This window comes from Sorangium sp. So ce385 (assembly GCF_051474135.1).
In the GTDB taxonomy this organism is placed as follows: domain Bacteria; phylum Myxococcota_A; class Polyangia; order Polyangiales; family Polyangiaceae; genus Sorangium; species Sorangium cellulosum_D.
In genome coordinates this window covers 9,905,114-9,931,791 of the sequence record NZ_CP150337.1, presented here as the reverse complement: position 1 = coordinate 9,931,791, position 26,678 = coordinate 9,905,114, and the positions used below count along the sequence as shown (strand labels likewise).

Here is a 26,678-nt window from a genome sequence, read left to right as displayed (position 1 = left end):
CTGTCCGTGTACCCTCGCGGGCTGTGGTGCCCTCCGCTGCGCAGCGCTCCTTCCGCGGATCCAGGCCCGGGGCCCGCCGGGCCCTGGGGCGCGGCTCCGCCTGCCGCGCGCGACCGGCGTCGGCCCCTGCGTCGTCCCCTCTCTCCCGGAGTCCTTTGGAATGACCCAGCAGCACCCGCACCCCACCCCGTCGCGCCCCGGCCAGCCCGGGCAGATGACCGCGGTCATGCGGGCGGTCGCACCGGTGACCGGCCCGAAGGTCCTCAGGATCGGCCTGGTCCAGGGGGGGAAGGTGATCGAGGAGCGTGTCATCAAGCAGCGCACCCACGTCACCATCGGGCCCAGCGAAAAGAGCATGTTCGTCATCCCGAGCAAGAGCATCCCGCCGAGCTTTCGGCTGTTCGAGCTCGTGGGCGGCGAGTACTTCCTCAATTTCCTGGACGGGATGACCGGCCGGGTCGCCTTCAAGGCCGGCGTCTCGGAGCTCTCCGCGCTCAAGTCGTCGGCCAAGCGCGTGGCCGTGGGCAATGCCCAGGCCTATCAGGTCCAGCTGAGCGAGGAGGCGCGCGGCAAGATCGTCGTGGGGGAGACGACGTTCCTGTTCCAGTTCGTCGCGCCGCCGCCGGTGCAGCCCAAGCCGCAGCTGCCCGTCTCGGTGAAGTCGGGGATCGCGAACGACATCGACTGGACGACCACGATCATCGCGGCGTTCTCGTTCCTGTTCCATTTCGGCGCCGTCGGGTCGATCTATTCCGACTGGATGGATCCGGTCGTCGACGATGAGGTCGACGTCGCGGCGCTGCTCGAGTCCGTGAAGCAGCTGCCCCCGCCGCCGGTGGTGGAGCAGCCGAAGGAGAACGCCGAGGCGCCGGCCGCGACGGCGGCGCCCACCGCCGAGGCGCCCAAGGCCGCGAGCGGCGGCGGGAACAAGGGCGCGGCTGCCAGCGCGGGGAAGGGCTCCGGCGGGATGAGCGACGCCCGCGCCTCGGCGCTCACCAACGAGCTCGCGCAGCTCGACATGCAGATGCTGGGCGCGCTCAATTCGAGCGGGAACGCGACAGCCAGCGTCCTGAGCTCCGGCGACGTGCCGACGGGCCTCCTCGAGAACGCGGCCGCCTCCGGGTCGGGCGTCGGCAAGGGGGGTGTGGCGGGATTGAACATGGGGGGCGCCGGTGGGGGCACCGTGCGACCTGGCGCCGCCGGCGGCGGCGGCCTCGCGACCATCGGCAACACCGGGACCAGCGGGCCGGCGACCGCCGGTTCGGCGCAGCAGGTCAAGGGACCGGTCGGCAACGCCACGGTGGGCGGCGCCGCGGTCTCCGGCGGGAGCGTCTCGAATGCGCCCTCCGTCGTGGCCGGGATGACCGCAGGATTCCGTCGTTGTTACAATAAAGGGCTGCAGGAGGACCCGAGCATGAAGGGGTCGGTCCGGATCACCGCGAAGATCGGACCGAACGGCGAGGTGCTCTCGGCGAGCCCCTCCGGCGGCTCCGGCCTGTCCGGGACCGTGGTCTCCTGCGTGGTCGCGCGCGTCCAGAGCGCGCAGTTCGCTCCGCCCGAGGGCGGCGGCGCGACCGTTGTGATTCCTGTCACCTTCGTGAGCCAATAGGCCCGACGCCACCCAGGGCCGTGGACAAGACGCAATCCTCTCCCTTCGCCTGAAGGTGAATGGCGCGATACCGTCGCGCATCCAATGGGGAAAAACCTGGTACGGGTCCTCCCGACAGGTCGCGCTGCTGGCCGTTCGGCATGTTCATTGCGTTTTGACAACCACGTCTGCCCGCACTTATACTCCGCGGGCCTGACTTCCGGAGGCTTCGATGAAACGTGAACAGATCCCCGGCTTCGCAGCAGTTGCGCTGATCTCGGTCGTCATCGGCCACGGCATCGCTGCTGCGCAGGCGCAGACGGCGCCTCCGCCGGATGCGTCCGCGGGCCTCGCGCGGCAGGTGACGCTCTCGCCGGCCGAGCAGCTCGCGCAGAGCGAGACCTTCCTCGCTCGGATGGACGGGGCCCGGACGTCCGTTCGTCGCCAGCTCGAGACGGCCCGTTCGCAGCGAGACGTCGTGAAGACGCTCTGCTTGAACGACAAGCTGAATCAGATCGACGTCGCCATCCGCTCCGCCCGCGAGCGGCGGCAGGGCCTGGAGCTCGCCGTGAATCGGCGAGACGCCGATCTCTCCAATCACGAGTTCACGATCCTGACGGTCCTGCGCCAGCGCTCCGAGCAGCTGACGGCCGAGGCCAACCAATGCATCGGCCAGGAAGCGGGCTATATCGGCGAGAGCGCCGTCAAGGTTGATATCGATGAGAACCTCCCCAAGGAGGATCCTTCCGAGTATCCCGTCAGCCAGATCATCATCGAGCCGCCTGCGTGCAGTAGCTGTTTTCGGTAGGCGACCGCCTCTCTCGGATTGCCACTGCCCAATAGGCGATGAAACCTCGTGACACCATAGTCGCTGCCGTATTCACACTAACTCTGTCCCCGGCGTTCGCCCTTGCGCAGGATCAGCCCTGGCTCAAGGATCGTCGCTACACCGAGGGCATCGGGATTCGCGCCGGCGATCTCGAGCTGCACCCGGGGATCGCCGCGGAGTTCGGGTACGACTCCAACTTCTTTCGCAGGGACGAAGAAGACGTGGCCAGCGTGGACGACATCGGGCCTGTCGGCTCGATGCGGCTCCGGATCACGCCTTCCTTCTCGCTCTCGACGCTCAGCCAGCAGCGCCACGAGGTGACGCCCGACGCGCCGCCGCCGGACGTCGAGTTCCGCGCCGGCCTCGCCGCCACCTACGATGACTTCTTCCCGGTCTCCGGGCCGGAGCGCGGGCAGGAGCGGCTCGGCCAGCAGCGGAACATCGGCGGCTCGCTCGACGCCAACCTGACGATCCTGCCCCAGCGCCCGTGGTCCGCGGTCCTCGACGCGTCGCTCGGCCGGACCATCGCTCCCTCGGACATCGGGATCTCCAACCAGAGCTTCCGGCGCGTCCACGCGGGCGCGGGAGCCGAGCTCGTGTGGACGCCGGGCGGCGGGCTGCTCGATTGGCGGCTTGGCTATCGCTTCGCGGGCACGTTCTTCGAGCTCGACGAGTACAACAGCCTGACGAACATGCAGCACATCGTCCGGACGCGGGGGCGCTGGCGCTTCTTGCCGCGCACCGCGCTCATCTACGACGCGTCGCTCGGGTTCGTCGATTACCCGAATCCGGGCGCCCAGCTCTCCTCTCACCCGCTGCGCGCGCAGCTCGGGATCAACGGCCTCGTGACATCGTCGTTCGGCCTCCTCGCGATGGCCGGCTGGGGCGCGAGCTTCTACACGCCGACCAACGACGGCGACGTCGTGCACGACTTCGACAGCGTCATCGGCCAGCTCGAGCTGAAGTGGTTCCTGACCCCGAATCCGTCGGCCGACCCTGCGGCGGCGACGCTCGCGCTCTCGTCGCTCTCGGCCGGCTTCACGCGCGACTTCCACGACAGCTTCCTCGCGAGCTATTTCGAGCGCGACCGCGGATACCTCAAGCTGACCTATTTCTTCGGCGGACGGTTCCTGCTCATCCTCGACGGCGGCGTGGCTGCCCACGTGTTCCCCGGGATCCCGGCGGATGACAGGCGCCTCGTCGCAGCCGAGGAGCCGTGGACGGACGTCCGCATCGATGCCTCTCTGTTTGGCGAGTACCGGTTCGCGGACTCTCTGGGGATCAACACCACGCTGCGGTATGGCAACAACATCAGCAGCACCGCGCTGACGATCCTCGACGAGTCCAACATTCAGAACCATCTCGGATGGCAGCAGTTCGAAGCCTATCTGGGCGTGCGCTGGTTCATGTGATGCGACGCTCGGGTCGGTGGGCCGCCGCCTTCCTCGCGCTGGTGATCGCCGCCTGCTCGTCGCGCCAGCCCGGGCCGGTGAACCTGCCGCCTCCGGTGGAGGCGACGACGATCGGTGTCGGGGACGTGTTCGAGCTCCGCGTCGTCGGGGAAGACAAGCTGCCCACGACGTTCACCGTCGCGCCGGACGGCACCGTCGACTTCCCCTACGTGAAGCGGCTCAAGGTGGCGGGCCTCGAGCCTCAGGAGGTGGCAGAGCTCGTCCGCGCGAAGCTCATGGAGGGGCAGGTCCTCACCGACCCCAGCGTGAGCGTGAGCATCAAGGAGTACAACTCGAAGCGGGTCGAGGTGCTCGGCGAGGTGCAGAAGCCCGGATCCCTGCCGCTCCAGCCTGGCATGACGCTGCTCCGCGCCATCTCGATGGCGGGCGGGTTCAACAGCATCGCGGACAAGGATCGGGTCACGATCCGCAGGAAGTCCCAGGGCAAGACCGTGTTCGCCACCGTCTCGGTCGAGGACATCATCGACAACAAGATCCCCGACGTGCCCCTCCAGGCAGGGGACTCGATCAACGTCGCCCAGCGCGTCTTCTGAGCGACGGCGCGCCGTCCGCCGCCGCTCGATCGACGCAGCGCGACGTAGCGCGCGGCGCGCTCAGTTCTTTCGCGCGAGGCGGAAGTGCTTCCTGCCCGTCGCGGGATCCACGGTGGGAGGCTCGATGCGGAGCATCGTCAGCGAGACCTCGCGCACGCGGCCGTCGCGCTCCTGGCGGAGGCGGATCCGCTCGCCGTCGGAGCTGATCACGGTGCACTCGCCGAAGTGGAAGTGGGTCACGCTGTCGCCCACTTCCGGATAGATCTCCTCCTCCTGGCGAGGCCGGACCGGGCGCTGCGGCAGCGGCACGGCCGCGGGCTCCACGACCGAGGCCGCCGGGCGGGCGGGCTCTGGAGCGGTGACCGGCGGCGCCCCGCGGGGCGGCTCGGCGGCCGGCGCGCGGGGCGGCTCGGCGGCCTGCGCCGGAGGCGCCGCGCGCGCCGGCTCGGCGGCCTGCGCCGGAGGCGCCGCGCGCGCCGGCTCGGCGGGCTGCGCCGGAGGCGCCAGCCGGGGCGTCTCGCTCGAGATCGCCGGGATGGCGGTCGACTGGGCCACGAGCTGCATGAGGCCCGTTCGATCGTCGAACGCCCGCGCGAGGGGCAGATCGTCGAACGCCGTGACGCGGAGCTCGAGCCCGTAAACCCGAGCCCAGACGAGCTCGCCGGCGGCGAGCTGGAGACCGACGCCAGACTCGCGGGCGAGCGTGGCCGACAGGCGCAGCGAGGTCTCGCCCTGCTGGAGCGCGACGCTCCCGGAGAGCGCCACCACGTCGCAGGGCCCCTCGAGGACGCGCGTCTTCCCGTAGGCGCGGGAAGCTTGATCGAACAGCGCGATCTCCGCCTTCTCGAGCGAGCCGATCCCCTCGATCCAGCCGGCGCGCGCCTCGGCCTCGTCAAGGGCGCGCACGAGCGCCGCTGGGAGCTCCTCGCCCCGATCGAGGCGGATGATCAAATGACGGGCACGGCGTGCCTCGAGGACATTCATCTCAGTTTCTTCTCTCCGGTCGTCGAGGAGGCTGCACCCGGAGCACGGCGGGCTTCTTCCGAGCGCCGGGCGCGGGTCGCCGTCACCTCGATCTGCGGCGCGTCTTTCGCGCGCATGGCTGATGTGTCGCCAGCGGCGGCCGTGATCCGGTCCGCCGGGATCCCTGCGCTGGCGAGGAGCTCCTTGACGGCGCTCGCGCGCGCGCCGGCGAGCTCGATCGCGCGCGCCGACGAATCGCCCTGGCGATCGGGGTAGGCCTCCACGATGACGACGTCGAGGGGCAGGCGCCCGCGCATGAGCTGGGCGATCATGCCGAGCTGCGCCGCCAGGGCCGGCGGTACCCGCGCGCTGCCCGCCGGGAAGCGGGCCAGGCCGTCGAGGTGGATCCGATCGCCCGACCACCGCGGCAGCGACCTACCCGCCGGCTCGGGGCAGCCGTCGGCGTCGTTCGCGCCGTCGATCGTCTCGGCCGTCACGGGGCACGCGTCGGCCGCGTCGGCCACGCCGTCCTCGTCGTTGTCGGGTTCGGGGCAGCCGTCGTCGTCCTGGAAACCGTCGCGATCCTCGGGCGCGTCCGGGCACCGGTCGTCGGCGTCAGGGACCTGATCGATGTCGTTGTCCGGGTCGGGGCAGCCGTCGTCGTCCTTGAAGCCGTCGACGTCCTCTGCGCCGTTCGGGCACGTGTCGCGCGGGTCCGGGTTCCCGTCGCCGTCGTTGTCGGGATCGGGGCAGCCGTCGCTGTCCTGGAAGCCGTCGCGGTCCTCGGCGGCGTTCCGGCAGGCGTCGGCGTCGTCCGGGACGCCGTCGCCGTCGTCGTCGGCGTCGGGGCAGCCGTCGCCGTCCTGGAAGCCGTCGATCGTCTCGGCCTCGTCCCGGCACCGATCGCGGCCGTCGGGGATCCGATCGCCGTCGTTGTCCGGGTCGGGGCAGCCGTCGGCGTCCTGGAAGCCGTCGCGATCCTCCGCGACGGCCGGGCACGCGTCGTCGCGATCCAGGACGCCGTCGGCGTCCGCGTCGCGCCCCATCGGCGCATAGCGCAGCCCCAGGTTGAACCGGAAGCGGGGCGCGGTGAGCGTGCCCTCGGCGGAGAGCGGGATGGCGCCCCCGCCGCCGGCGGACAGCGAGACGTCGCCGGCGAGGAACGGAGCGCTCGTCGCCGAGAGGATCCACTCCGCCGGCACCAGCGCCGCGTCGCGGGCGGGCTGCTCGGCGAGCGTGTAGAGGGCGAACGCCTCTGCCGACGCCGTGAGCCAGCGGCCCGGGAGCACGTCGACCGCAGCGCCGAGGGCGCCGAGGAGCTGCGAGCCGATCTCGACGTCGTACACCGCGCTCGAGCCGCGGATCCGGGCCCCGACCTCGGCCGCGACGCGGAGGTCGCCGAGCTGGTACGCCGCGGCGGCGGTCGGCGCGAGCGTGACCGTCCCGGCGCTGGCGAACGCGGCCTTGTCGCCGGTGGGCAGGCCGAGCTCGAGGCGCGCTGCGAGCGAGAAGCCGTCGAGCGGGCCGCTCCGGGGCGGCGGCACGATCGCGAACGCCGCGCCGAGGCGCGCGTCGCGCATCACGCTGCGGTGCAGCACCGCGTCGGTGCCGAGGACGTCGGCGAAGCCCGCGCCGTCCTGGTACAGCGTGACGGGCGCGGCGGCCGTGACCTCGAGGCGATCGGTGAGCCCGAGCGACCACACGAAGGTCGCGTCGATGATGTTGTCGAGCACGTGGACGACCGTCCCGCCGGGGTCGGGCGAGGCGACGCGCAGGCCCGCCGGCCGCGACAGGTAGCTCGCCACGAGGCCGAACGAGGCCTTCGCGCTCGGCGCCGTCCCCGTGCTCCCCACGGCGAAGAAGGGGCCGCCGCCCGCGTGGGGCCAGAGGTTGTCGGCGTCGATGCAGGTCGACAGCCCGTGCGCCGGCGCGCACTCGTCCGCGCGCGCCGGCCCCGGAAGGAGCGCCGCCATGAAAAAGCCGGAGGCCACCAGCAGCGGGAGGCTTGATCGTGCCGGCACCCTCCAGTTGGCGCGCATCGCGCCCGACCCTCTACTACTGCCGGGGTGAGAGTCAAAACAGCAATCGTCTCAGCGCGATCCGGGGGCACCCGACGCTCCGGCGGCGCGCTGCGCTCCGCGGTCGGTCCCGCGCCGTGCTACGACCACGCCCGGCCGGGGCCGGCGCCGCCGGCGCCCCCACGACCATGATCGACGACGCGCACCCGCTCCTGCTCGGCTCCGGCTCGCCGCGCCGGCGAGAGATCCTGACCACGCTCGGCCTGCCTCTCCGCGTGGCGGCGGCCGAGGTCGACGAGGCGGGTCGCCCCGGGGAGGGGGCTGCGGCTTACCTGGAGCGGGTCACCCTGGCGAAGCTCGCGGCCGCGCGGCGCCTGCAGCAGGCGGTCGGGGCCGGCGCGATCCTCGTGGCCGACACCTCGGTCATCCTCGGCGACTCCATCCTCGGCAAGCCCCGGGACGAGGGCGACGCGCGCGCCATGCTCCGCGCCCTCTCGGGCCGCGAGCACCAGGTCTGGACCCGGTTCGCCATCGCCGGCGCCGAGGCCGAGCTCGCGCCTGCGGCCACCCCGGGCCGCGCCGAGGCCCTCCACGCCGAGACGGTCGTGACGCGGGTGCGCTTCCGGAAGCTCGACGACGACGAGGTCGCGTCGTACGCGGCGACCGGCGAGGGGCTCGACAAGGCCGGCGCGTACGCGATCCAGGGGATCGGCGCGTTCGCCGTCGCGGGCATCGAGGGCTCGTACTCCAACGTGGTCGGCCTGCCGGCGTGCGAGGTCGTCGCGGCGCTGCGCGCCGTCGGCTTGCTCGCGCGCTTCCCGCTGTCGCCCGCGCGCGCGTCATGAGCCACGCCGCGATGGCCACGCGCCGGCGCGACGCGGGCGCGATCTTCGCCCTCGCCCTCGCCGCGCGGATCGCCGTCGTCGCCTGGGCGGCCGGGCGCTTCCCGCCCACCGCCGACGGCACCTACTACCACCGCATCGCCGAGCGGATCGCGGCGGGGCTCGGCTACACGTGGCTCTGGCCGGACGGCGTCGTCACGTACGCCGCGCACTATCCGGTCGGCTATCCTGGCGCCGTCGGCGCGCTGTACGCGGCGTTCGGCGCGCGCCCTGCGGTCGCCATGCTGCTCAACGCCGTCGTCGGCGCGCTCGCGGCGCTCGCCGTTCACCGCCTGGCGATCCGCGCCGCGCCGCGCTCGCGCGCCATCCCGGCGCTCTCGGGCGCGCTCGTCGCGCTCCACCCCGGGCTCGTCGCGTACACCCCGGCCGTCATGACCGAGGGCGTCACCGGCTCGCTCGTCGCCTGCGCGGCGTGGGCGTCCGCGCGGGCGCGCGAGCGCCGCCCGGCGCTGGCCCCGTTCGCCGTCCTCGGGCTGCTCGTCGGCGCCGCGACCCTCGTCCGCCCGCAGGCGCTCCTGCTCGCGCCCCTCTTCGCCGGCCTCGCCCTCCTCGGCGCCCCGCGCGGCGACGGCGCCCGCCTCCGCGGGTCCTTCGCCGCGCGCGCGGCGCCCGTCCTTGTCACCGTCCTCGCGGCGCTCCTCGTGTGCGCGCCCTGGACCGCGCGCAACTGCGCGCGGATGAACCAGTGCGCGCTGGTCAGCGTGAACGGCGGCTGGAACCTCCTCATCGGCGCGGACCCGGCCTCCACCGGCGCCTGGGCGCCCATCCAGGTGCCCGAGGCGTGCCGTGAGGTCTTCGACGAGGCCGGCAAGGACGCGTGCTTCGGCCGAGAGGCGCGCCGCTACATCGCGGAGCACCCGGGCGCATGGCTCGGCCTCGTGCCCCGGAAGCTCGCGGCGACGTTCGACTATTGCGGCGCGGCCGGGTGGTACCTGCACGCCGCGAACCCGGCGGCCTTCACCGAGGACGACAAGGTCGCGCTCGGCGCCGTCGAGACGGTCTTCGAGCGCCTCGTCCTGCTCTGCGCGCTCGTGTGGGCAGCGCGCAAGCCCGCGCCGATGCCCGACGCTGTTCCTCCCCCTCACCCCGACGACCGCGCTCGCGGTCCCTCGCTCGCGCAGCGGGCGCTCGTGCCTGCCCGGCTCGCGCTGTTCGCGCTGGGGGTCGTCGCCGCGCTGCACGTCCACGCATGGGTGGGCTACCTCGCGCTCCTCGGCCTGGCGCTGCTCCAGGGTCGCGCGCTGCTCCGGGCGCCGATGCTCGCGCTCTCGGCGCTCGCCGTCCTCGCCGCAACCGCGGCCACGCACGCCGTGTTCTTCGGGGCCGGGCGCTACGCGCTGGTCGCTTTCCCGCTCCTCTCGGGGCTCGCCGCCCTCGCCGCGGCGCGCCAGAGCCCGGAGCCGCCGCGCGCCGGCGCGCCGCTCCCCGCGAGCGGCGCGCCCTCCGCGCCGCCGCTCGGGCGCGGGTCGAACGACGAGCTACTTTGACAGCGCCGCCCGGGCTGCTGCATCCTAGGCGCCCGCCGGCTCGGGAGCGCGTGCCCCCGGCCGGCGAACCTGGAGGAGAGACGGATGCCCTTGATTGAAACGGAAGAGGCGGCGCGCCGCCTCGCGCGCGCCATCGCAAGCGATCTCTCGCTCTACAACGAGGAAAAGATCGTGCAGGGCATCCAGCAGGATGACCTCTTCACGGTCCTCTCCGAGGAGATCGAGGAGGGCCGCGCCCTCTACAAGAGCCGCGTCTCGCCGGATCTCTACCAGAAGAATTTTTACGACCGCGCCCTCGTGGACATCCTGATCAAGTCCAAGGGCCACATCAAATCGAAGATCTGGTAGCGAGCCTCCGCAGCTGGTCGAGCGCCCTGCGCATGTCCGTGGGCAGCGCGCTCTCCCAGCGCACCGGCCGTTGCGTGGCGGGGTGGATGAACCCGAGCACGCGCGCGTGCAGGGCCTGCCGCCCGAGCTCCTCGGCGATCGCTCGCACCGCCGGCTTCTTCGGTGGCTTGCCGTAGAGGGGGTCGCCGAGGACGGGCGTCCTGCCGCGCTCGGCGAGGTGCACCCGGATCTGATGGGTGCGACCCGTCTCGAGCGAGCAGGCCACGACCGTCGCCGCGTCGCCGAGCCGCTCGAGCACGCGGACGTGGGTCACCGCGCGGCGCGGCGCGGCGCCGCCCGCGCCGGGGTCGCCGCGGATCCACGACGTGAAGCGGAGCCTGTCGGTCGGGTGGCGGCCGTGGAGCGTGTCGTAGGTGGCGTCTCGCGCCTCGCCCGCCACGATCGCCGCGTACTCGCGCTCGATCTCGTGCCGCGCGAACCGCGCCTTCAGCGCCTCGCGGGTGGGCTCGTCCTTGGCCACGACGAGCAGGCCGCTCGTGCCTCGGTCGAGCCTGTGCACGATCCCCGGGCGGACATGGCCCATGGGATCGCGCGGATCGGCGGGCGCCAGGGCGAACCCGGGCAGGGCGAGCAGTCCGTTGACCAGCGTGCCCGACGCGTGCCCGCGCGCCGGATGCACGACGAGCCCCGCCGGCTTGTCGATCACGAGCAGGTGCTCGTCCTCGTACACCACCGGGATGGCCACGCCGGGATCGGCCATCGCTGCGGGGGGAGGCGGCTCTTCCGGCCGGATCTCGACCAGGGCGCCCGAGCGCACCGCCACCGACGCGCGCGCGGGCTCCCCGTCGACGAGGACCCGACCGGCGGCGATCCACCGCTGCACCGCCGCGCGCGAGGTCGCGCGGCCGGCGCGCTCCAGCAGGTGGACGACGAGCTTGTCGAGCCGGTCGTGCGGGTCGCCGTCCTCCACCCGAACGTGGAGCGCTTCCGCACCGGCAGCCATCGCGTTCGTCACGGCGTCGTTCTCGGCCGAGCGGCGCCAGCCGAGCGGCGTCGCTGCCGCGCGATCAATACTCCGTATCGCCCTCGTCGTCCTCTTCGGCGGTCCCGAGCTCGGGGTTGAGCGCGACGTGCGACTCGAGGTCCTCGAGCCGCTGCGCTTCGGACAGCCTGGCGAGGCCGCACTGCTCGACGAGGTACAGGTCGAACGCGGTGTAGCGCGGGAAGACGCGGACGTTCGTGTCCTCGTTGTCGAGGCCGAGGATGACGAGCTCGCCGTCCCGCCTGGCCTCGCCGAGGTAGAGCGCGTTCCACGGGTGACCGGGGAGGTTGGGCAGCCGCACGACCTTGCCCCGGAGGCGCGACTCGGTCCAGCCGAGGTCGGTCTTCGCCTCCGCCAGCTTGCGGACCGAGGTGAGCTTCGGCCGAGGCGCCGACGGATCCTGGCCGAAGCGATGCCGCCCCTTGAACCGCGGGCCCAGGCTATCGAGGGTGAAATCGAACTCCAGGAACGCCCGCAGCGTGGGCGGCAGCTCGACCATCAACTTCGACTCGAGCGCATCGAGCGCCGCCTGGCTCGCTCCCACGGCGGCATGGCTGGAAGGGCGCTTCTTCAGTTGCGCGATCACCCGATGCACAAGCTCAACGCCACGTTCGATCGGTGCCATGGTTCCACGGGCCGCGGTTGCGCGGCGTTCTTCAGGACCCAAAGGGCCTCACTGGGGGCCGCGTTCTCGGCCCCGGCTGTTGCGGGCTCGTCGCGCGCTCGGGCGGCACTCTACATCAGCCGACCGGGAGCGCGTCCCTCTATGGTGCCTACCGGTCCGGTCCGCTCGGTGTCAACCCGCGATCGCACCTGCTGTCGATCATTCATCCGCAGGAAGCGGCCGGGCGGCGCCTCCCTCGGTCCGCGCGTGCCCGTCACCCACGCCTCGATGAACGAGGGCCGCCTCTCTCCCGTGAACGGAGGACACGCCGCGCCCGCCACACCAAGAAGGCGATCGCGCCGAGCACCACGATCGCGCCGACCGCCAGGATGACCCATTGTGGCGCAGGGTAACGGCCGCGTTGCAGGCCAGGGGGCGGCCGCTCGACCTCGATCTGGAGCTGCGCGCCCACGGGGCCTCGTTACACGCGGACGCGTCGACCCGCAACCGATCCGCGGCGTGAGCCGCCCGGATTCGGCGCGCCACCCTACCCGCCGGCCGCCCGACGCCTCCCGGCGCCCAGCCACGCAAGAGCGAGCGGCAGGCCGCACGGGACATGCAGGCGGCCGGCCAGCGTCAGGGGATCAAAACTTGCCTTCATGGAAACTCGGGTGTGTACAGTGAAGCGACGCGTGGGCGCCCTGCGGCCGGTGCGTGAGGGTGAGAGATGAAGCCGGGCTGTTCAGCATGGGTCGGGGAGGCGCGTCGGCGGTCCCCTGGGATTCGACGATTCCTCTTCGCGATCGGGGCGTGGGCGGCCCTCGGGGCGATGGCGGGGGCGTGCGGCCGGACGAGCCTCCTCGAGCTGCCGGGTGCCGGCGTCGGTGGGCTCGGAGGCGGCGGGGGCGGCCCGACCAGCGCGTCGACGTCGTCGAACGGCGGCGGCTTCGGAGGCTTCGCGGCGTGCGGCGGCGACGCGGACTGCGACGACGGCGACGCCTGCACCCGCGACACCTGCGTGGACGAGCGCTGCGACCACGAGCCCCGCGACGACGACGACGACGGCGTGGGGCCGACGATCTGCGGCGGGAGCGACTGCAACGACTTCAACCCGTCCGTCTTCCCGGGCGCTCCGGAGGTCTGCACGGACGCGGCGGACAACGACTGCAACGGCGTGAGCGACTGCTTCGATCCCGCGTGCGCCGCAGGACAGGACTGCGGCTGCACCCCGCGCCCCGGCGGTGAGCGCTGCGACAACGGCGTCGACGACGACTGCGACACCCTCGTCGACTGCTTCGACGCGGACTGCTCGGGGACCCGCGCCTGCGCCTGCTCCGCCTCGGAGACCGGGGCGTGCGGCAACGGCGTCGACGACGACTGCGACGGCGCCTTCGACTGCGACGACGGCGACTGCGGCTCCGACCCGCGGTGCGCCTGCAGCGCGATCGGTGAGCGCTGCGACAACCGCACGGACGACGACTGCGACCTCCTGGTCGACTGCGCCGATCCGGACTGCCGCAGCAGCTTTCCGTGCGTGTGCCAGCCGCCCGGCTCGCTGGAGCGCTGCGACGACGGCCAGGACAACGACTGCGACGGGCGGGTCGACTGCGCGGACCCGCAGTGCATCACCGCGCCGGCCTGCGAGGTCTGCGTGCCGGAGGTCTGCGACGACGGCGTCGACAACGACTGCGATGAGCACATCGACTGCGCCGACACCGCCTGCGTGTTCGCGCCGGGCTGCGAGCCGACGCCGGAGCAGTGCAACAACGAGCTCGACGACGATCGCGACGCCCTGATCGACTGCCAGGATCCGGACTGCGCGAACAGCCCGGTGTGCGTGCTCGAGCAGGCGAACTGCCTCTCGCCGAAGCGCATCCCCGGGACCGGCACCTACACGGGGGACACCGCCGGCCACGTGAGCGAGACCCGGGGCGCGTGCGGCGGCGACGCCGGCGAGGCGGTCTTCTACTTCGTGCTCACCGCGCCGTCGCGCGTGCACCTCGACACGCGCGGGTCGAGCTTCGACACGACGCTCTACGTCCGCACCGGCATCTGCAACGCCGGGCGGGAGATCGGCTGCGACGACGACAGCGGCGGCGGGTCGTGGGCCTCCCGGCTCGACTTCAGCATCCTCTACCCGGGCACGTACTTCGTCTTCCTCGACGGCTTCACGGTCGATCCCTTCGGCGGCGCGAACGAGGGCCCCTTCGCGCTCAACGTCGAGATCGTCCCGAACCCGAGCGAGATCTGCGACGACGATCTCGACAACGACGGCGATCACTACGTCGACTGCGCCGATCCGGACTGCGGCGCCTTCGCTCCCTGCCGGGGCTGCGCGAGCGGCGCCGCGCCCGGCCCCGAGTTCGGGACCGCCGCGTGCACCGACGGGATCGACAACGACTGCGACGGCACGCTCGACTGCGCCGACGAGGACTGCAGCGCAAGCGACTTTTACGTGACGGAGTGCTGCGACGGCGTCGACGACAACGGCAACGGGATCCCCGACGATTTCAGCTGCCGATGCGCCTCGGACGCGGATTGCGACGCGGGGCAGATCTGCTACACGCACACGGCGTACACGTGCGGTTTGCCCTGCAACAGCTTCTTCGGGAGCATCTGTCCCTTCGTGGCGCCGGGCTCGCACTGCAACGACGCGACCAGCCAGTGCGAGTTCTGAGGGCCCGCGGGCCGGCGCCCTCGCCGGCTCCGCGCGCACGGCGCTCCCCTGCTGGCGGTCGCCCGGGCTAAGGTCACTCCATGGAGATCCTCATCATCCGCCACGGCCAGGCCGTGGATGACGCGCCTGACCTCGGCGACGCCGGTCGCTGGCTCACGGGCAAGGGTCGCAAGGTGACCCGGCGCGTCGCCAAGTGGCTCGCGAAGCAGAAGGGCCGACGCCCTGCGGCGATCTGGACGAGCCCCCTCGTGCGCTCGGTGCAGACGGCGGAGATCGTCGCCGAGGCCGCCGAGCTGACCGACGACGTCTCCGTCATCGCCGAGCTCTCTCCCTCGCGGGACACCGCCGAAATACTCCGCCTGCTCTCGCAGTATCAGGGGGCTCAGCCGCTGGCGCTCGTGGGGCACGAGCCCTCGCTGTCGGCGCTGGTGACATCGCTGCTCGGCGACGTCGGCTGGACGGGCCTGAAGAAGAGCGGCGTCGTCGCCGTGAGCTGGGACGGGCGTGGGCCGGGTACGCTGCGCTTCGCGCTGGATCTGAAGGCGATGAAGGCGGTCGACCCGGTGAAGGAAGCGCAGCCGCAGGCGCCTCGCCCCCGCTGAGCGCCGCCCGCGCCGCGGCGCCGCTCAGCGCACCGACCGCTCCACGGCGCTCAGCACGTCGACGTCGCGCACGCCGTCCGCTTCGGCGCGGTACGACAGCACGATCCGGTGCCGCAGCGCCGGGATCAGCAGGGCCCTCACGTCGTCCACGTCGGCCGCTGCTTCGCCGCGGAGCGCCGCGCGCGCCTTGGCCGCGATCACGAGCGCCTGGCTCCCGCGCGGCCCCGCGCCGTAGCGCACGTAGTCCCGGACCTCCTGCGCGGCGCGGTCGGTCCCCGGCCGCGTCGCCCTCGCGAGGCGCACCGCGAGGTCCACGGCCTCGTCGGTCACCGGGATGCGCGGGATGAGGCGGCCGATCGCCCGCACCTCGGCCGCCCTGAGCACCGCCTCGATCGCGGGCGGCTTCCCCGAGGTCGTCCTCCGCGCCACCTCGCGCTCCTCGGCCTCGCTCGGGTAGGTGACGTGGATCTCGAGCAAGAAGCGGTCGAGCTGCGCCTCGGGCAGCGGGTACGTCCCCTCCTGCTCGATCGGGTTTCGCGTCGCGAACACCTGGAAGGGGTCGGGGAGGGCGTGCGTGGTGGTCCCGACGGTCACCTTGCGCTCCTGCATCGCCTCCAGCAGCGCCGCCTGCGTCTTCGGCGGCGTCCGGTTCACCTCGTCCGCGAGGACGAGGTTGTGGAAGATGGGTCCGGGCTGGAAGCGCAGGCTCCGGGAGCCGTGCTGCTCGTGCAGCACGTCGGTCCCCGTGATGTCGGCGGGCAGCAGGTCCGGCGTGAACTGGACGCGCCCGAAGCTGAGGTCGAGCGCCTTGGCGAGCGACGACACGAGCAGCGTCTTGGCCAGCCCCGGGACGCCGACGAGCAGCGCGTGCCCGCGCGCGGCGAGCGTGATCAGCATGGCCTCGACCACGTCGTCCTGCCCGACCACCGCCGCCGCGATCGCCGAGCGGAGCCGCTTGGCGCCTTCCGCTGTGCGCTCGAGGAGCGCGGCATCCGAGAGGGAGCGCGACTCCTCGTCGGCGGTCGTCTCGGCGTCGTTCCTGTGCTCGGGATCGCTCATAGGGGCAGGGCTCGTACCCCGAGGCCGCGATGCCGACAAGGACCCGGCGGAGCTGGCGCTCACCGCGGCGGATCCTGCTCCGTGGAGGTTTGCTCCGACAGGTGAGCAGGTGTTAGCAATCGATCGCAATGGCGCAGAGCTCTGAGGCCCGGGAGAGGAGGGGGCCGCGCGCGGCGGACGGGGAGGCGCAGCGCGAGGTCAAGGTGAGCGAGCCAGCGGACGAGCCGTACAGCGGCGGCGCCGGCGCGGCGGAGGACGGCGCGGAGGCCCCCGGGGCGGGTGGGCAGGGCGTCCCTGACGAGGGCGGCGGGTCGAACGGGGAGGCGCCCTCGGCGCCGCTGGAGTCGCTGAGCCTGCACGACGGGCCGATCCCGCACGCGCCCCTGTCGCCGGTCGCCGGGCCGTGGCGTTCCTACAAAGAGATCCTCGCGAACCTGGCCCAGCGCGTGCTCGAGGCGCAGCGCCCGATCCGCATCCTCCAGGCGCTCCGGTGGGAAGCGGACGTCGAGGAGCAGTTTCTCCGCGCGAAGCAGCGCGAGCTGCCCCGGGTGACCTACGCGGACGACCTCGGGTTCGATCCGGCGGCGAAGCAGCGCGAGCTCGAGGAGATCCTCCGCGACGCCGAGCGGGACCTCGGCAAGCGCGATCGGCTCGGCCAGATCCTCCGCGCGACCGCGGACGAGTACAGGAAGGTCGTGAGCATGCTCATGGGGCGGGGAACCAAGGCGTTCTACGACCTGTCCCGCGAGCTCTACGGCTCCCCGAAGGACAAGCTGCCCGACGGAAAGACGAGCGTGCGGGACATGGGGTTCGTGCTCTACGACCTCCTGACGGCGATCGGCGGCGAGCGGCTCGGCCCGTCGCAGCAGCGCGAGATCACGGCGGAGATGGCGGCGCTCGAGCTGAACGCCCGCTTCGACCGCTTCTTCGGCGGCGCCTCGATCCGCGTGCAGGTGGACGATTCGCTCCTCGCGGATGCCGCCGCCGGCAGCGACTACGTGAAGATCCGGAGCGGCGCGATGTTCTCCAGGAGCGACGTCGACATCCTCGAGGCGCACGAGGGGTGGGTGCACGTCGCGACGAGCCTGAACGGGCAGGCTCAGCCCGTGGCGCGCTGGCTGGCGAAGGGGCCTCCGCGCACCACGGCGGTTCAGGAAGGGCTCGCCGTTCTGGTCGAGATCCTCACCTTCAGGAGCACGCCGCGTCGCGCGAAGAAGCTGAACGACCGCATCCTCGCGGTGGACAAGGCGGAGGACGGGGCGTCCTTCCTCGACGTGTTCGAGTGGTACCGCACCGAAGGGTACGAGGAAGAGGAGTGCTTCCAGAACGCCCGGCGCGTCTTCCGCGGCGGCGTGCTCGCGGGAGGGGCGCCGTTCACGAAGGACGCCTGCTACTGCAAGGGGATCGTCCTCAACTATGCCTTCATGCGCGCCGCCATTCAGCACGATCGGGCGATGCTCATTCCCTTCCTGTTCGTGGGGAAGGTCGCGCACGAGGACGTCCCCGTCCTCCACGCGCACGTGACCGACGGGATCATCCGCCCGCCCCCGTATCTCCCGCCGATGTTCGACGACATGAGCGGGCTGGCGATCTGGATCTGCTACTCGTCCTTCTTCTCGCGCCTCGGCGGGACGGCGCTCGCCGAGCACTACGGCAGGATGCTGGAGCGCTGATCGCGATCGTCCGGCGCCCCGCGCGCAGCGGCGCGCCGGTCGACCGCTCGGCGCTCGCTCACGCGGGCGGCGGGGCGGAGGCCTGCGCGCTCGGGCCGGCCGCGCGCGCGTGGGCGATCGCATGCGCCACCGCGATCCAGAGCCTGCGCCGGACCTCGTCCGGCACCTCGGGGACGATCCTGGCCGCGTCGAGGAGCGACTCTTCGTCGGCCGCGCGGGACCGCTCCGCGACCGGGAGGCTCAAGGGATCGCGGAGCGCGCGCCGATCCTCGGCGTTCATGCGCTTCACCGCCACGCGGAAGTCCTCGCGGGCGAGCCGGAGGCGGTTGCGCACCGTGTTCTCGTTCACGTCCAGATCGCGCGCGATGTCGGCGCTCGTCATCTCGAGCAGGTCGTGCATGATCAGGACGACCCGCCGTTCGAGGTCGATCGCTCCGAGCAGCCGGCCGACGAGCTGGCCGCTCTGCTCGCGCGCAAGCAGCTGTTCCGAGCTCAAGCCCGGGTCGGCGAGATCGAACGGCCAGCTCGCCCCCGCGCCGACCGCGATCTCTCGGCGGCGATGGGCGCGCCCGCGGTAATGGCCGACCTGCCGCCAGGCGATGCCGAACAGCCAGCGCCTGAGGGGCTCGCCGAGCGGGCTCGAGGGCTGCGGAGCCCTGCGGCCCGCGCCCGGCTCGCGGCCGGAAGGGGGATGGGCGCGCTCCCCGTCCGTGCCGCGCCTCGGATCGAAGCTCTCCATCGCGTGGTACGCAGCGATCATGACGTCTTGCAGGACGTCGTCGATGTCGCGCTCTGCCACGCCGAGCCATCGGAGCGCTTGCCGGAGAAACGACAGGCCAACCCTGTACACGGTCTCGAAGCTGGGCCGCTCCAGGAGCGGCACGTGCTCAAGAGGCTGTTGCATGCCTGAACTTACGTGCAGCAGCCCGCGCTGATTTGAAAATCGGCTGACCGTCTCAAGGAAGCTGTTTATTGTAATATATCTTACGTGCGCCGTGCTGCGCTCGTTCACTTGCCCTGGAACACCGGTTTCCGTTTCTCCATGTAGGCGGCGAGCCCCTCGCGCGCGTCCTCCGACGCAAACAGCTCGGCTTGGAGCTCTCGCTCGAGGGCGAGCCCCTGTTCGAGCCCCACCTCGAAGCCTGTCTGCACCGCGCGCTTGATGCGTCCGACCGCCAAGGCCGCGCGACCCGGCAGCGTGAACGTGTGACCGTACGCGAGGATCCGGTCCATGAACTCGTCGTGGGAGGCGGTCTCCCAGACGTCGTTGACCAGGCCGACCGCCAGGGCCGTCTCGAAATCGAACGTCTGGCCCTCGCACATCAGCTGGATCGCCCGAGATTTGCCGATGAGCCTGGCGAGACGCTGGGTGCCGCCCGTGCCGGGAAGGACGCCGAGCGCGACCTCCGGGAGGCCGATCTTGCCGGCGTTCTTGCGCGCGATGCGGAGGTCACAGGCCATCGCGATCTCGAGGCCGCCGCCTACAGTGTGGCCGTTCAGCGCCGCGATGCAGAGCTTTGGCGTGTGCTCGAGCCGGCTCAGCGTCTCGTTCGCGTGGAGACAGAAGTAATATTTGAACGTCGGATCCGACTCGCGGAGCATGTTGATGTTCGCTCCGGCGCAGAAGAACTTTTCGCCGTGCCCGGTGATGACGATGACATGCACATCGTTGTCGAAGCGGGCCTCGAGGATGGCCGCGTCGAGGTCCTTCATCATCTCGTGGGTGTACCCGTTGACGGGCGGATCATTGAGGGTAAGCAGCGCGACGCCTGCAGAGGTGGCGTAGTCGACGAGAGCCATGGGCGCTCTTTACCAAACCGTCAGAAAAAGCGCTGCCCCCTGGTAGAAAGGCGCGGAATTGTGCTACCCCGCAGGGACGTGCTCATGAACGCGCAGGACGTGCGGCAGAAGTTAAAAGAACTCATGGTCGAGGAGCTGAACCTCGAGGGGAAGACGCCGGCGGACATCGACGACGCCGCGCCGCTGTTCGGCGAGGGGCTGGGCCTCGATTCGCTGGACGCGCTCCAGCTCGCCATGAGCGTGGAGGAGCGCTTCGGCGTCCGCATCCCGGAGGGAGACGAGGCGAGGCCGATCTTCGCGTCGGTGGACGCGCTCGTGGCCCACATCATCAAGTCGACCGCGGCCGCGTGATCACGCCGCAGAGAGCCGTTCGAGCGTGCGAATCTGGGTGACGGGCATCGGGGTCGTCTCGCCCCTGGCGCGCGGGGCGAGGGCGACGATGGACCGGCTCATCGCAGGCGAGCGGGCCTTCGCGCCGCTCTCCCTGTTCGAGATCCCCGGGACGCGCGCGCGCATCGCCGCGGAGGTCCGCGACCTCTCCCCGGAGGACGTCGCCCCGCCCGGCGAGGCGGAAGGGTGGTCCCGGACCGACGCGATGGCGGTGATCTCGGCCCGCGAGGCGCTCGCGCACGCGGGCGTCGACCCCGGGGCGATGCCGGTCGACCTGGTGGTCGGCGGAACGACCGCCGGGATGTTCGAGACCGAGGAGCTGCTCGCCTGGCTCTCGCACGATCCCAGCGCGATCGCTCCCTTGAAGCGGATGCTCTCGCACCCGCTCTCGTCGACGGCCGACCACGTCCGCGCCGCCGTCGGCCCGTTCCGCCGGGTGAGGAGCGTCTGCAGCGCCTGCTCGAGCGGCGCGAACGCCCTCTTGCTGGGCGCGGCCTGGCTCCGCGCCGGCCTGTCCACCCGCGTGCTCGCGGGGGGCGCCGACGGCCTGTGCCGGCTGACGTACACCGGCTTCGGCGCCCTCGCGGCCGTCGATCCGGATCCGTGCCGCCCGTTCGATCGGCGGCGCGCCGGGCTGAACCTGGGCGAGGCTGCGGCGTTCCTGCTGCTCGAGTCGGAGGACGCCGCGCGCGCGCGGGGAGCGGAGCCGATCGTCGAGCTCCGCGGGTGGGCGACCGGCGCCGAGGCGCATCACATCACGAACCCCGAGCGCGAGGGGCGCACCGCGGCGCGCGTCATGCGCGACGCGCTCCGGTGCGCGGCGCTCACGCCGTCGGATCTCGACTACGTCAACGCGCACGGCACCGCGACGCCGCTGAACGACGTCATGGAGAGCGCCGCCCTGCGCGCCTGCCTCGGCGCCGAGGTGAGCCGCATCGCCGTCTCGTCGTCCAAGGGGCAGATCGGGCACACCCTCGGCGCTGCGGGCGCGGTCGAGGCGGCGATCACCGCGCTCGCCGTCGCGCGCGGCGTGATGCCGCCGACCGGCGGCCTCGAGGAGGTCGATCCGGAGTGCCAGCTCTTGCACCTCAAGGAGGCGCGCGAGGCGCCCATCCGCGCCGCGATGTCGAACTCCTTCGGCTTCGGCGGCACGGACAGCGTGCTCGTGTTCGCGCAGCCCGATCGGTTTCCGCCGCCGCTCGGCGCCGGCGGCGCGCCCGTGCGGCGCTCGGTGGTCGTGACGGCGGCCGCGACGATCGGCCCGCTCGGCGTCCTCGCGACCCGCGGCGGCGCCGCGTACCTCGAGCCCGGCCCTCCGCCAGCCGAGGGCTCCATCGCGTTCAACACGGGCGCGCACCTCGATCTCGCGCGCGCGAGGCGGCTCGATCGCGCCGGCCGCCTGACGACGGCCGCGATCCTCACCGCGCTCTCCGACGCCGGCCTCGGCGGCGCGGCTCCGGCCGACGCGGGCGCGGGCGACCCGGCGGCCGACGTCGCGCCGAGCCGCACCCTGCCCGGCGCCATCGTCGGCGCCTCGTTCGGCAGCGTCGACGCCTCGACCGCCTACATGCGGCGCATCTACGACAAGGGGGCGAAGTACGCGAGCCCCGCCGATTTCCCGAACCTGGTCCCCTCGTCGCCGGTCGGGCACGCCTCCATCTACCTGGGCCTCCGCGGGCCGGTGTTCGCCATGGCCGACCTCGGCGCGACCGCGGAGTCGGCCATGGTCACGGCCATCGAGCTCATCACCGCCGGGGAAGGGGAGGCGCTCGCCGCCGGCAGCGTCGAGGAGGCGAGCCCCATGATCGAGCGGTGCCTCGGTCCGATCTGCTCGCAGGTCGTCAGCTCCGGCGTGCGCAGCGAGGGCGCCGCCGTGCTGCTCTTCGAGAGCGCCGCGCGGGTGCGCGAGCGGGGCGCGCGCCCGGTGGCGGCGGTGGCCTGGTGGAACTCCTGGCGCGGCGACGGCGTGGAGATGCTCGCGGGAGCGCCGGCGCCGGCGCCCCTCGGCGCTCCCGGGGAGGTCGCGCAGCGCGCGCAGCCCAGCGTTCCGTCGCCCGCCGCCGTGTTCGTCGGGCGGAACGAGGAGCGCCTCATCGCCTGCCTGCGCGGCTCGCCGTGGGCCGAGGTGCCGTGCTCCACGCTGGCGCCGCGCGCGGGCGATCACGAGGGCGCTGGCGGGTTCGCCGCCGCCGCGGCGGTCGCGGCGCTCGCGAGCGGCGCCCTCGCGAGCGTGCTCGTCCTGGGCGGCGCACCCGACCGCGGATACGCCATCCTGCTGGTCGCTCCCGGCGACGCGTGACGACATCGCTGCCTGCGCCCGGCCATCGTGAGCGCCGCCTCGTGAGCGCCGCGTGCCTCCTGCTCTCGCTCGCGTGCGCCCCCGCCTGCGCCGCCAACGTCGCGCGGCGCGGCAGCCCGCTCGACGCCGAGTTCGCGCGGATGCTGCCTCGGCCGTCGCCGGGCACGCCCGCCGCGCGGCCCGATCCGTCGGCGTGGCGCGAGGGGCGGGAGCGCCTCTCGGCGCTCCGCCGCGAGGTCGAGGGGGCCGGCCCGCGCACGCTCCGCGTCCGCCTGGCGCTGCGGGAGCCGCGCACCGGCCACGTGCTCGAGGCGCGCGGGGCGATCGCGATTGCCCCGCCGGCGATCGACGGGCGCGCGCCCGCGGCGGACGGCGCGATCCTCGCGCCGGAGGGCGCGCTCCGGATGATCCTCCTCGGTCCAGGCGGCACCACCGCGCTCGACCTGTGGGCGCGCGGCGACCGCTTCCGCTTCGCGGTGCCCGCGCTCGATCTGCTGAAGCGCGGCGACGCCTCGACGCCGCGAGCGTCGCTCCGCGGCCTGCCGGTAGATTTCCTGCGCTGGTGGATGCTCCACCCGGCGGCGGGGACGCTGCTCTGGTACGAGCGCGCCGCGAGCACGGCCTCGTTCGTCCTGCGAGACGGCGACGCCGTGATCGACCTGCGGATCAACGACCGCGGCCTGATCGGCGCGCGCCGCACGACGTGGGCGGCGGAGGGCGCGCGCCGGCGAAAGCTCGACGAGGAGGTCGTGATCGCGGAGGGCGTGGGCTGCGGCCATGTCCGCTACGCGCAGGCCTCGACCGGGCTGCTCGTCACGGTGACCTGCGAGGCCGAGGAGCGGGATCGCGCGCCGGACCCGCGCGCCTTCGTCGATCCCGACGCGATTGGGTCGGAGGACGGCTCATGAGCGACGCCTGCGTCATCGCCTCGGGCGCCGTCTCTGCGCTCGGCCTCGGCCCCCTCGCCTACCGCGTCCCCGGCGCTGGCGAGCCCGCGCCGGTCGCGATCGCGCGCGACGAAGAGCTCGCGCGCGCCGGTCTCCTGCGGCCCTTCGCCGCCCGCGCGCCCGCGGCGCTCGGCGTCGCTCCGGGGGCCGATCGCGCCACGGATCTCCTGAAGGCGGCGCTCTCGCAGACGCTCGGGGCGCTGGAGCGCGTGCGCCCGGGCTGGCGCGGCGAGCGCATCGGCATCGCCCTCGGCACGTCCAGCGGCGGCATGCTCACCGCGGAGCGGTTCTTCGCGGCGAGGGCCGAGGGCGCCGACGCCGGCGCGCTCGCCGCGCTGGCCTCCGGCGCGACCTACTTCGCGCCGTTCAACGACGCGCTCGCCGCCTTCGGGCTGGAGCGGACCCCGCTGCGCACGCACCTGCTCGCGGCGTGCGCCGCGAGCACCCTGGCCATCGGCCTCGGCCTCCGCTGGCTCGATCGCGACGCCTGCGATCTCGTGCTCGCCGGCGGCTACGACGCCCTCAGCACCTTCGTCGCCGCCGGCTTCGAGGCGCTCCGCGCGACCACGGCGTCGAGATCGCGCCCGTTCCGCCTCGGCCGCGACGGCATGGCGCTCGGCGAGGGCGCGGCCGTCGTCGCCCTCGTGCGCGAGGATCGCCGCCGCGGCGCCCCGGTGATGGTCCGGGTCGCCGGCTTCGGCGCCTCCACCGACGCGGTGCACATCACCGCCCCGGATCGGACGGGCTCGGGGCTGATGCGCGCCGGCGCTGCGGCGCTCGCCGACGCCGGGTGGCCTGCCTCGCGCGTCGGGCTCGTCAGCGCCCACGCCACGGCGACGCCGTACAACGACGCGATGGAGTCGCGCGCGATCGCCGCGCTGTTCGCGGCGCCCCGCCCCGCGGCGGGCCCGGGCGCGCCGCCGGTCGCCGCGCCCCCTCCGCCCGTGGTCCACCCGTTCAAGGCCCAGATCGGACACACGCTCGGGGCCGCGGGCGCGCTCGAGTCGCTCGCGGCCGCGGCCGCCCTCGCGTCTTCCATCGCCCCGCCGGCGGCGTCCGAGGGCGAGCTCGACCCCGACGCTCCGGCCCTCCTGCTCGAGCGCGCCGAGCCTCGGCCGCTCGAAGCAGCGCTCAAGCTCTCGGCGGCCTTCGGCGGCGCGAACGCCGCGCTCCTGCTCACGTCCTGCGCGAGCGGGCGGAAGCCGCGGCGCGCTCGCCCGGTGCACCTCCGCGCGGCGGCGCGCGTGACGGGCTTCGACCTCGGGCGCCTCGCCGAGACCACGGGCATCCCGCGCGACCGCCTCGCGCGCCTCGACGCGCTCTGCCGTCTCGGGCTGACCGCCGTGGCGGCCCTCGCCGACATCGTCGGCGAAGGCGCCTTGCGGGGCGCCGGCATCGTCGCGGGCCACGCGCTCGCGACGATCGACACCAACGACGTCTACGACGCCCGCCGTCGCGCGCGCGGCGCCCGCTTCGTCGAGCCGCGCCTCTTTCCCGCCACGTCGCCGAACGCGATCGCGGGGGAGTGCGCCATCGCGTACCAGCTCACCGGGCCGAGCTTCGCGGTCGGCGCCGGGCTGGGCGGCGCGCTCGAGGCGCTCCGCGCCGCGGCAGAGCTCGTCGCGTCCTCCGACGCCGATCGCATGGTCGTCGTAACGGCCGACGACGCCGGGCCGGTCGCGCGCGAGCTCCTCGGCCTGACGGTCGCGCAGCACCGCGCGGTCGCCTGCGGCGCCGTCGCGCTCCTCCTCCAGGCGGATCCTGGCGACGCCGGGCGCCTGCGCGAGGTCGATCTCGACCTCCCCGTCGACCACGACGGTCCGGTCGGCCATCTCGCCCTCCTCCGCTGGCTCGACGAGCACGGCTAGCGGGGGCGCCCGTCCGTGTCATCCGCGGCGGTCTTGATCGCTTCGCTTGCCGATCCGCACCCCGATCTGGCAAGGTCCCCGGCTGGAATCAGCTGCTTCCCCTGAGCGTTGTCCTGCCCGCGTATGCTCTGCCGCCAAACAAAAGCTGTCGCTTCGTTCCTCGTCGTGGCTTCGACCGTCCTCGCCGGCTGCGCGACCCACTACATCCCGAACACGGACGTCGAGGACAATGACGACAACCGCAAGATCATCTCGTTCTGCGAGAAGTACCGCAACGCGGTGGAGAGCAAGAACGTCGGCGCGCTGCTCCAGCTCGCCTCGCCCAAGTACTACGAGGACGGCGGCAACATCGACGCGTCGGACGACCTCGATTATGCCGGCCTGCGCGAGTACCTGAACGGCAAATTCCAAGACGCGCGCGCCATCCGGTACGAGATCCGTTACCGGCGCGTGCTCCGGGAGGATGACGTCATCTACGTCGACTACACCTTCAGCGCCAGCTACCGCATCCCGGGGCGCAAGGGCGAAGAGTGGCGCCGCAAGGTCGACGACAACCGCCTCGAGCTGGTGGAGCACCAGGACGAGTACCGCATCGTCGCGGGGATGTAGCGGCGGCCGCGCCGCCTGCGACAGGAGGGGGCGGCGCTAGTTCAGCGCGCTCTTGGAGGAGGGCGCGTCGAAGACGCCCTTCTCCTTCGCGGCGGCGAGCACGCGGAGCGCCGTGCGGTAGCCGCGCAAGACGAGCGGCTTCGCGGCGAACCGGTTCATGTAGCTGTAACGGCCGATCGCGGGCGCCACGTCGAGGAAGGTGACGCTCGGGTAGAGCTTGGAGAGCAGCTCGACGCCGCGGCGCTCCTTCTCGGCCAGGAGGATGCTGAGCGACTGCCGGACGACGCCGGGCGCGCCGCTCCTCGCGATCGAGCGCTGCGACTCGTCGCGCTCCTCGGGGCGGTAGATGTTCGAGATGATCACGATGTTCGCGCCGGCGTTCACGGCCACGTCGGCGGAGAGCGTCCGGATCACCTCACCGCTCAGGTGATAGCGGCCGTTGATGCGGTAGGGCCGGAACAGGCCGGGCACGCAGCAGCTCGCGGCCACCGCCTGGCTGATCGGCGTTGCCTCGTCGTATCCCGGGCCGAACACGACGCGCTTGGCGCTGTCCACGTCGACCGCGGTGACATAGACCGCGTGCGGCAGCTGCCGGAAGTCGTTGATCGGCAGCGTCCGGCGCACGTAGCGTTCGAGCCGGTCGATCGAGAACACCCCCGAGCAGAGGTACCCCGGGTCGAGCAGATCGCGCAGGGCGGGCGCTCCGAAGAAGCTCGACACGTGGAGGCGAGGCCCGCGGTGGCGTCGCCTCCACGGCAGGCGGTACGCGTCGAGCAGCACGTCGAGCGGGATGTCCTGCCCGTACGTCGCGCTGACGAGCGCGCCGGCCCCCGCGCCCACGTAGATCTCCGGATGGATCCCGAGCTCCTCGCAGGCCTTCAGCACGCCGAGGTGCGCCAGGCCTCGCGCCGCCCCCCCGGAGCCAACGAACGCGATCTTGAGGCGGCTCATCGAGCCCTGATCTTGTC

General features: G+C 72.8%; 23 protein-coding genes. 15 read left to right on the top strand and 8 right to left on the bottom strand.

Annotated features, from left to right (window positions below; translation table 11 throughout):
• Positions 1–160 precede the first annotated feature (160 nt).
• From WME83_RS36190 to WME83_RS36175, 4 genes are all read left to right on the top strand, one after another.
• Positions 161–1,609: an AgmX/PglI C-terminal domain-containing protein gene (locus tag WME83_RS36190; RefSeq protein WP_437314262.1), complete on the top strand. Its 1,449-nt coding sequence runs from the start codon at positions 161–163 to the stop codon at positions 1,607–1,609.
• Between the two features lie 211 nt (positions 1,610–1,820).
• Positions 1,821–2,396, top strand: a complete 576-nt coding sequence (locus tag WME83_RS36185) for a hypothetical protein (RefSeq protein ID WP_020738962.1) — start codon at positions 1,821–1,823, stop codon at positions 2,394–2,396.
• A gap of 38 nt (positions 2,397–2,434) precedes the next feature.
• Positions 2,435–3,829 carry a hypothetical protein gene (locus tag WME83_RS36180; RefSeq protein ID WP_437314261.1) on the top strand — a complete coding sequence of 465 codons (1,395 nt, stop codon included), beginning with the start codon at positions 2,435–2,437 and terminating at the stop codon, positions 3,827–3,829.
• Positions 3,829–4,422, top strand: a complete 594-nt coding sequence (locus WME83_RS36175; RefSeq protein WP_061621867.1) for a polysaccharide biosynthesis/export family protein — start codon at positions 3,829–3,831, stop codon at positions 4,420–4,422. The genes WME83_RS36180 and WME83_RS36175 overlap by 1 nt, the downstream gene beginning before the upstream one ends.
• 60 nt (positions 4,423–4,482) lie before the next feature.
• On the opposite strand, the gene WME83_RS36170 is transcribed toward WME83_RS36175, so the two are convergent.
• Positions 4,483–5,406: a PPC domain-containing DNA-binding protein gene (locus tag WME83_RS36170; protein WP_437314260.1), complete on the bottom strand. Its 924-nt coding sequence runs from the start codon at positions 5,404–5,406 to the stop codon at positions 4,483–4,485.
• Positions 5,403–7,424 carry an OmpA family protein gene (locus WME83_RS36165; RefSeq protein ID WP_437314259.1) on the bottom strand — a complete coding sequence of 674 codons (2,022 nt, stop codon included), beginning with the start codon at positions 7,422–7,424 and terminating at the stop codon, positions 5,403–5,405. The genes WME83_RS36170 and WME83_RS36165 overlap by 4 nt, the downstream gene beginning before the upstream one ends.
• 167 nt (positions 7,425–7,591) lie before the next feature.
• On the opposite strand from WME83_RS36165, the gene WME83_RS36160 reads away from it, so the two are divergent.
• The 3 genes from WME83_RS36160 (at position 7,592) to WME83_RS36150 (ending at position 10,140) form a co-directional block, all read left to right on the top strand.
• The gene (locus tag WME83_RS36160; RefSeq protein WP_437322084.1) at positions 7,592–8,248 is read left to right on the top strand and encodes a Maf family protein; all 657 of its coding nucleotides are present in this window, start codon (positions 7,592–7,594) and stop codon (positions 8,246–8,248) included.
• 11 nt (positions 8,249–8,259) lie between these two features.
• Positions 8,260–9,792: a hypothetical protein gene (locus WME83_RS36155; RefSeq protein WP_437314258.1), complete on the top strand. Its 1,533-nt coding sequence runs from the start codon at positions 8,260–8,262 to the stop codon at positions 9,790–9,792.
• An 84-nt stretch (positions 9,793–9,876) separates the two neighbouring features.
• Positions 9,877–10,140 (top strand): hypothetical protein, encoded by a 264-nt coding sequence (locus WME83_RS36150; RefSeq protein ID WP_012238561.1) that lies wholly within the window; start codon positions 9,877–9,879, stop codon positions 10,138–10,140.
• On the opposite strand, the gene WME83_RS36145 is transcribed toward WME83_RS36150, so the two are convergent.
• Together WME83_RS36145 and WME83_RS36140 are read right to left on the bottom strand one after the other, a co-directional pair.
• On the bottom strand, positions 10,121–11,143 hold the full coding sequence (locus WME83_RS36145; RefSeq protein ID WP_437314257.1) for an RluA family pseudouridine synthase: 1,023 nt from the start codon (positions 11,141–11,143) through the stop codon (positions 10,121–10,123). The two genes, WME83_RS36150 and WME83_RS36145, sit on opposite strands and share 20 nt — an antisense overlap.
• A 64-nt stretch (positions 11,144–11,207) precedes the next feature.
• The gene (locus tag WME83_RS36140; RefSeq protein ID WP_129578364.1) at positions 11,208–11,768 is read right to left on the bottom strand and encodes an SMI1/KNR4 family protein; all 561 of its coding nucleotides are present in this window, start codon (positions 11,766–11,768) and stop codon (positions 11,208–11,210) included.
• Between the two features lie 847 nt (positions 11,769–12,615).
• On the opposite strand from WME83_RS36140, the gene WME83_RS36135 reads away from it, so the two are divergent.
• Together WME83_RS36135 and sixA are read left to right on the top strand one after the other, a co-directional pair.
• Positions 12,616–14,463, top strand: a complete 1,848-nt coding sequence (locus WME83_RS36135) for a MopE-related protein (protein WP_437314256.1) — start codon at positions 12,616–12,618, stop codon at positions 14,461–14,463.
• Positions 14,464–14,543: 80 nt separating this feature from the next.
• The gene (gene sixA / locus WME83_RS36130; RefSeq protein ID WP_437314255.1) at positions 14,544–15,065 is read left to right on the top strand and encodes a phosphohistidine phosphatase SixA; all 522 of its coding nucleotides are present in this window, start codon (positions 14,544–14,546) and stop codon (positions 15,063–15,065) included.
• A gap of 24 nt (positions 15,066–15,089) precedes the next feature.
• Here the strand turns inward: sixA and WME83_RS36125 are convergent, their stop codons facing one another.
• Positions 15,090–16,124: an AAA family ATPase gene (locus tag WME83_RS36125; RefSeq protein ID WP_437314254.1), complete on the bottom strand. Its 1,035-nt coding sequence runs from the start codon at positions 16,122–16,124 to the stop codon at positions 15,090–15,092.
• Positions 16,125–16,252: 128 nt separating this feature from the next.
• Between WME83_RS36125 and WME83_RS36120 the strand changes: the two genes are divergently transcribed.
• The gene (locus WME83_RS36120) at positions 16,253–17,797 is read left to right on the top strand and encodes a flavohemoglobin expression-modulating QEGLA motif protein (RefSeq protein WP_437314253.1); all 1,545 of its coding nucleotides are present in this window, start codon (positions 16,253–16,255) and stop codon (positions 17,795–17,797) included.
• A 58-nt stretch (positions 17,798–17,855) separates the two neighbouring features.
• Here WME83_RS36120 and WME83_RS36115 read toward each other — a convergent pair whose 3' ends face one another.
• A complete protein-coding gene (locus WME83_RS36115; protein WP_437314252.1) occupies positions 17,856–18,809 on the bottom strand; it encodes an RNA polymerase sigma factor in 954 nt (317 codons plus the stop codon).
• A complete protein-coding gene (locus WME83_RS36110) occupies positions 18,806–19,597 on the bottom strand; it encodes an enoyl-CoA hydratase/isomerase family protein (RefSeq protein ID WP_437314251.1) in 792 nt (263 codons plus the stop codon). Before WME83_RS36110 ends, WME83_RS36115 begins: the two co-directional genes overlap by 4 nt.
• Positions 19,598–19,681: 84 nt before the next feature.
• Between WME83_RS36110 and WME83_RS36105 the strand changes: the two genes are divergently transcribed.
• The 5 genes from WME83_RS36105 to WME83_RS36085 all read left to right on the top strand — a co-directional run bounded on the left by WME83_RS36105 (position 19,682) and on the right by WME83_RS36085 (position 25,710).
• Positions 19,682–19,948 carry a phosphopantetheine-binding protein gene (locus tag WME83_RS36105; protein ID WP_044989135.1) on the top strand — a complete coding sequence of 89 codons (267 nt, stop codon included), beginning with the start codon at positions 19,682–19,684 and terminating at the stop codon, positions 19,946–19,948.
• 25 nt (positions 19,949–19,973) lie between these two features.
• Complete coding sequence (locus tag WME83_RS36100) at positions 19,974–22,286, top strand: beta-ketoacyl synthase N-terminal-like domain-containing protein (RefSeq protein WP_437314250.1); 2,313 nt, start codon at positions 19,974–19,976, stop codon at positions 22,284–22,286.
• A 41-nt stretch (positions 22,287–22,327) separates the two neighbouring features.
• On the top strand, positions 22,328–23,194 hold the full coding sequence (locus WME83_RS36095) for a hypothetical protein (RefSeq protein WP_437314249.1): 867 nt from the start codon (positions 22,328–22,330) through the stop codon (positions 23,192–23,194).
• The gene (locus WME83_RS36090) at positions 23,191–25,101 is read left to right on the top strand and encodes a beta-ketoacyl synthase N-terminal-like domain-containing protein (RefSeq protein WP_437314248.1); all 1,911 of its coding nucleotides are present in this window, start codon (positions 23,191–23,193) and stop codon (positions 25,099–25,101) included. The genes WME83_RS36095 and WME83_RS36090 overlap by 4 nt, the downstream gene beginning before the upstream one ends.
• A gap of 165 nt (positions 25,102–25,266) precedes the next feature.
• Positions 25,267–25,710 (top strand): hypothetical protein, encoded by a 444-nt coding sequence (locus tag WME83_RS36085; protein ID WP_437314247.1) that lies wholly within the window; start codon positions 25,267–25,269, stop codon positions 25,708–25,710.
• Between the two features lie 36 nt (positions 25,711–25,746).
• Here WME83_RS36085 and WME83_RS36080 read toward each other — a convergent pair whose 3' ends face one another.
• Entirely contained in the window at positions 25,747–26,661 is a 915-nt protein-coding gene (locus WME83_RS36080) for a patatin-like phospholipase family protein (protein WP_061627614.1), read from the bottom strand.
• Between the last annotated feature and the right edge of the window lie 17 nt (positions 26,662–26,678).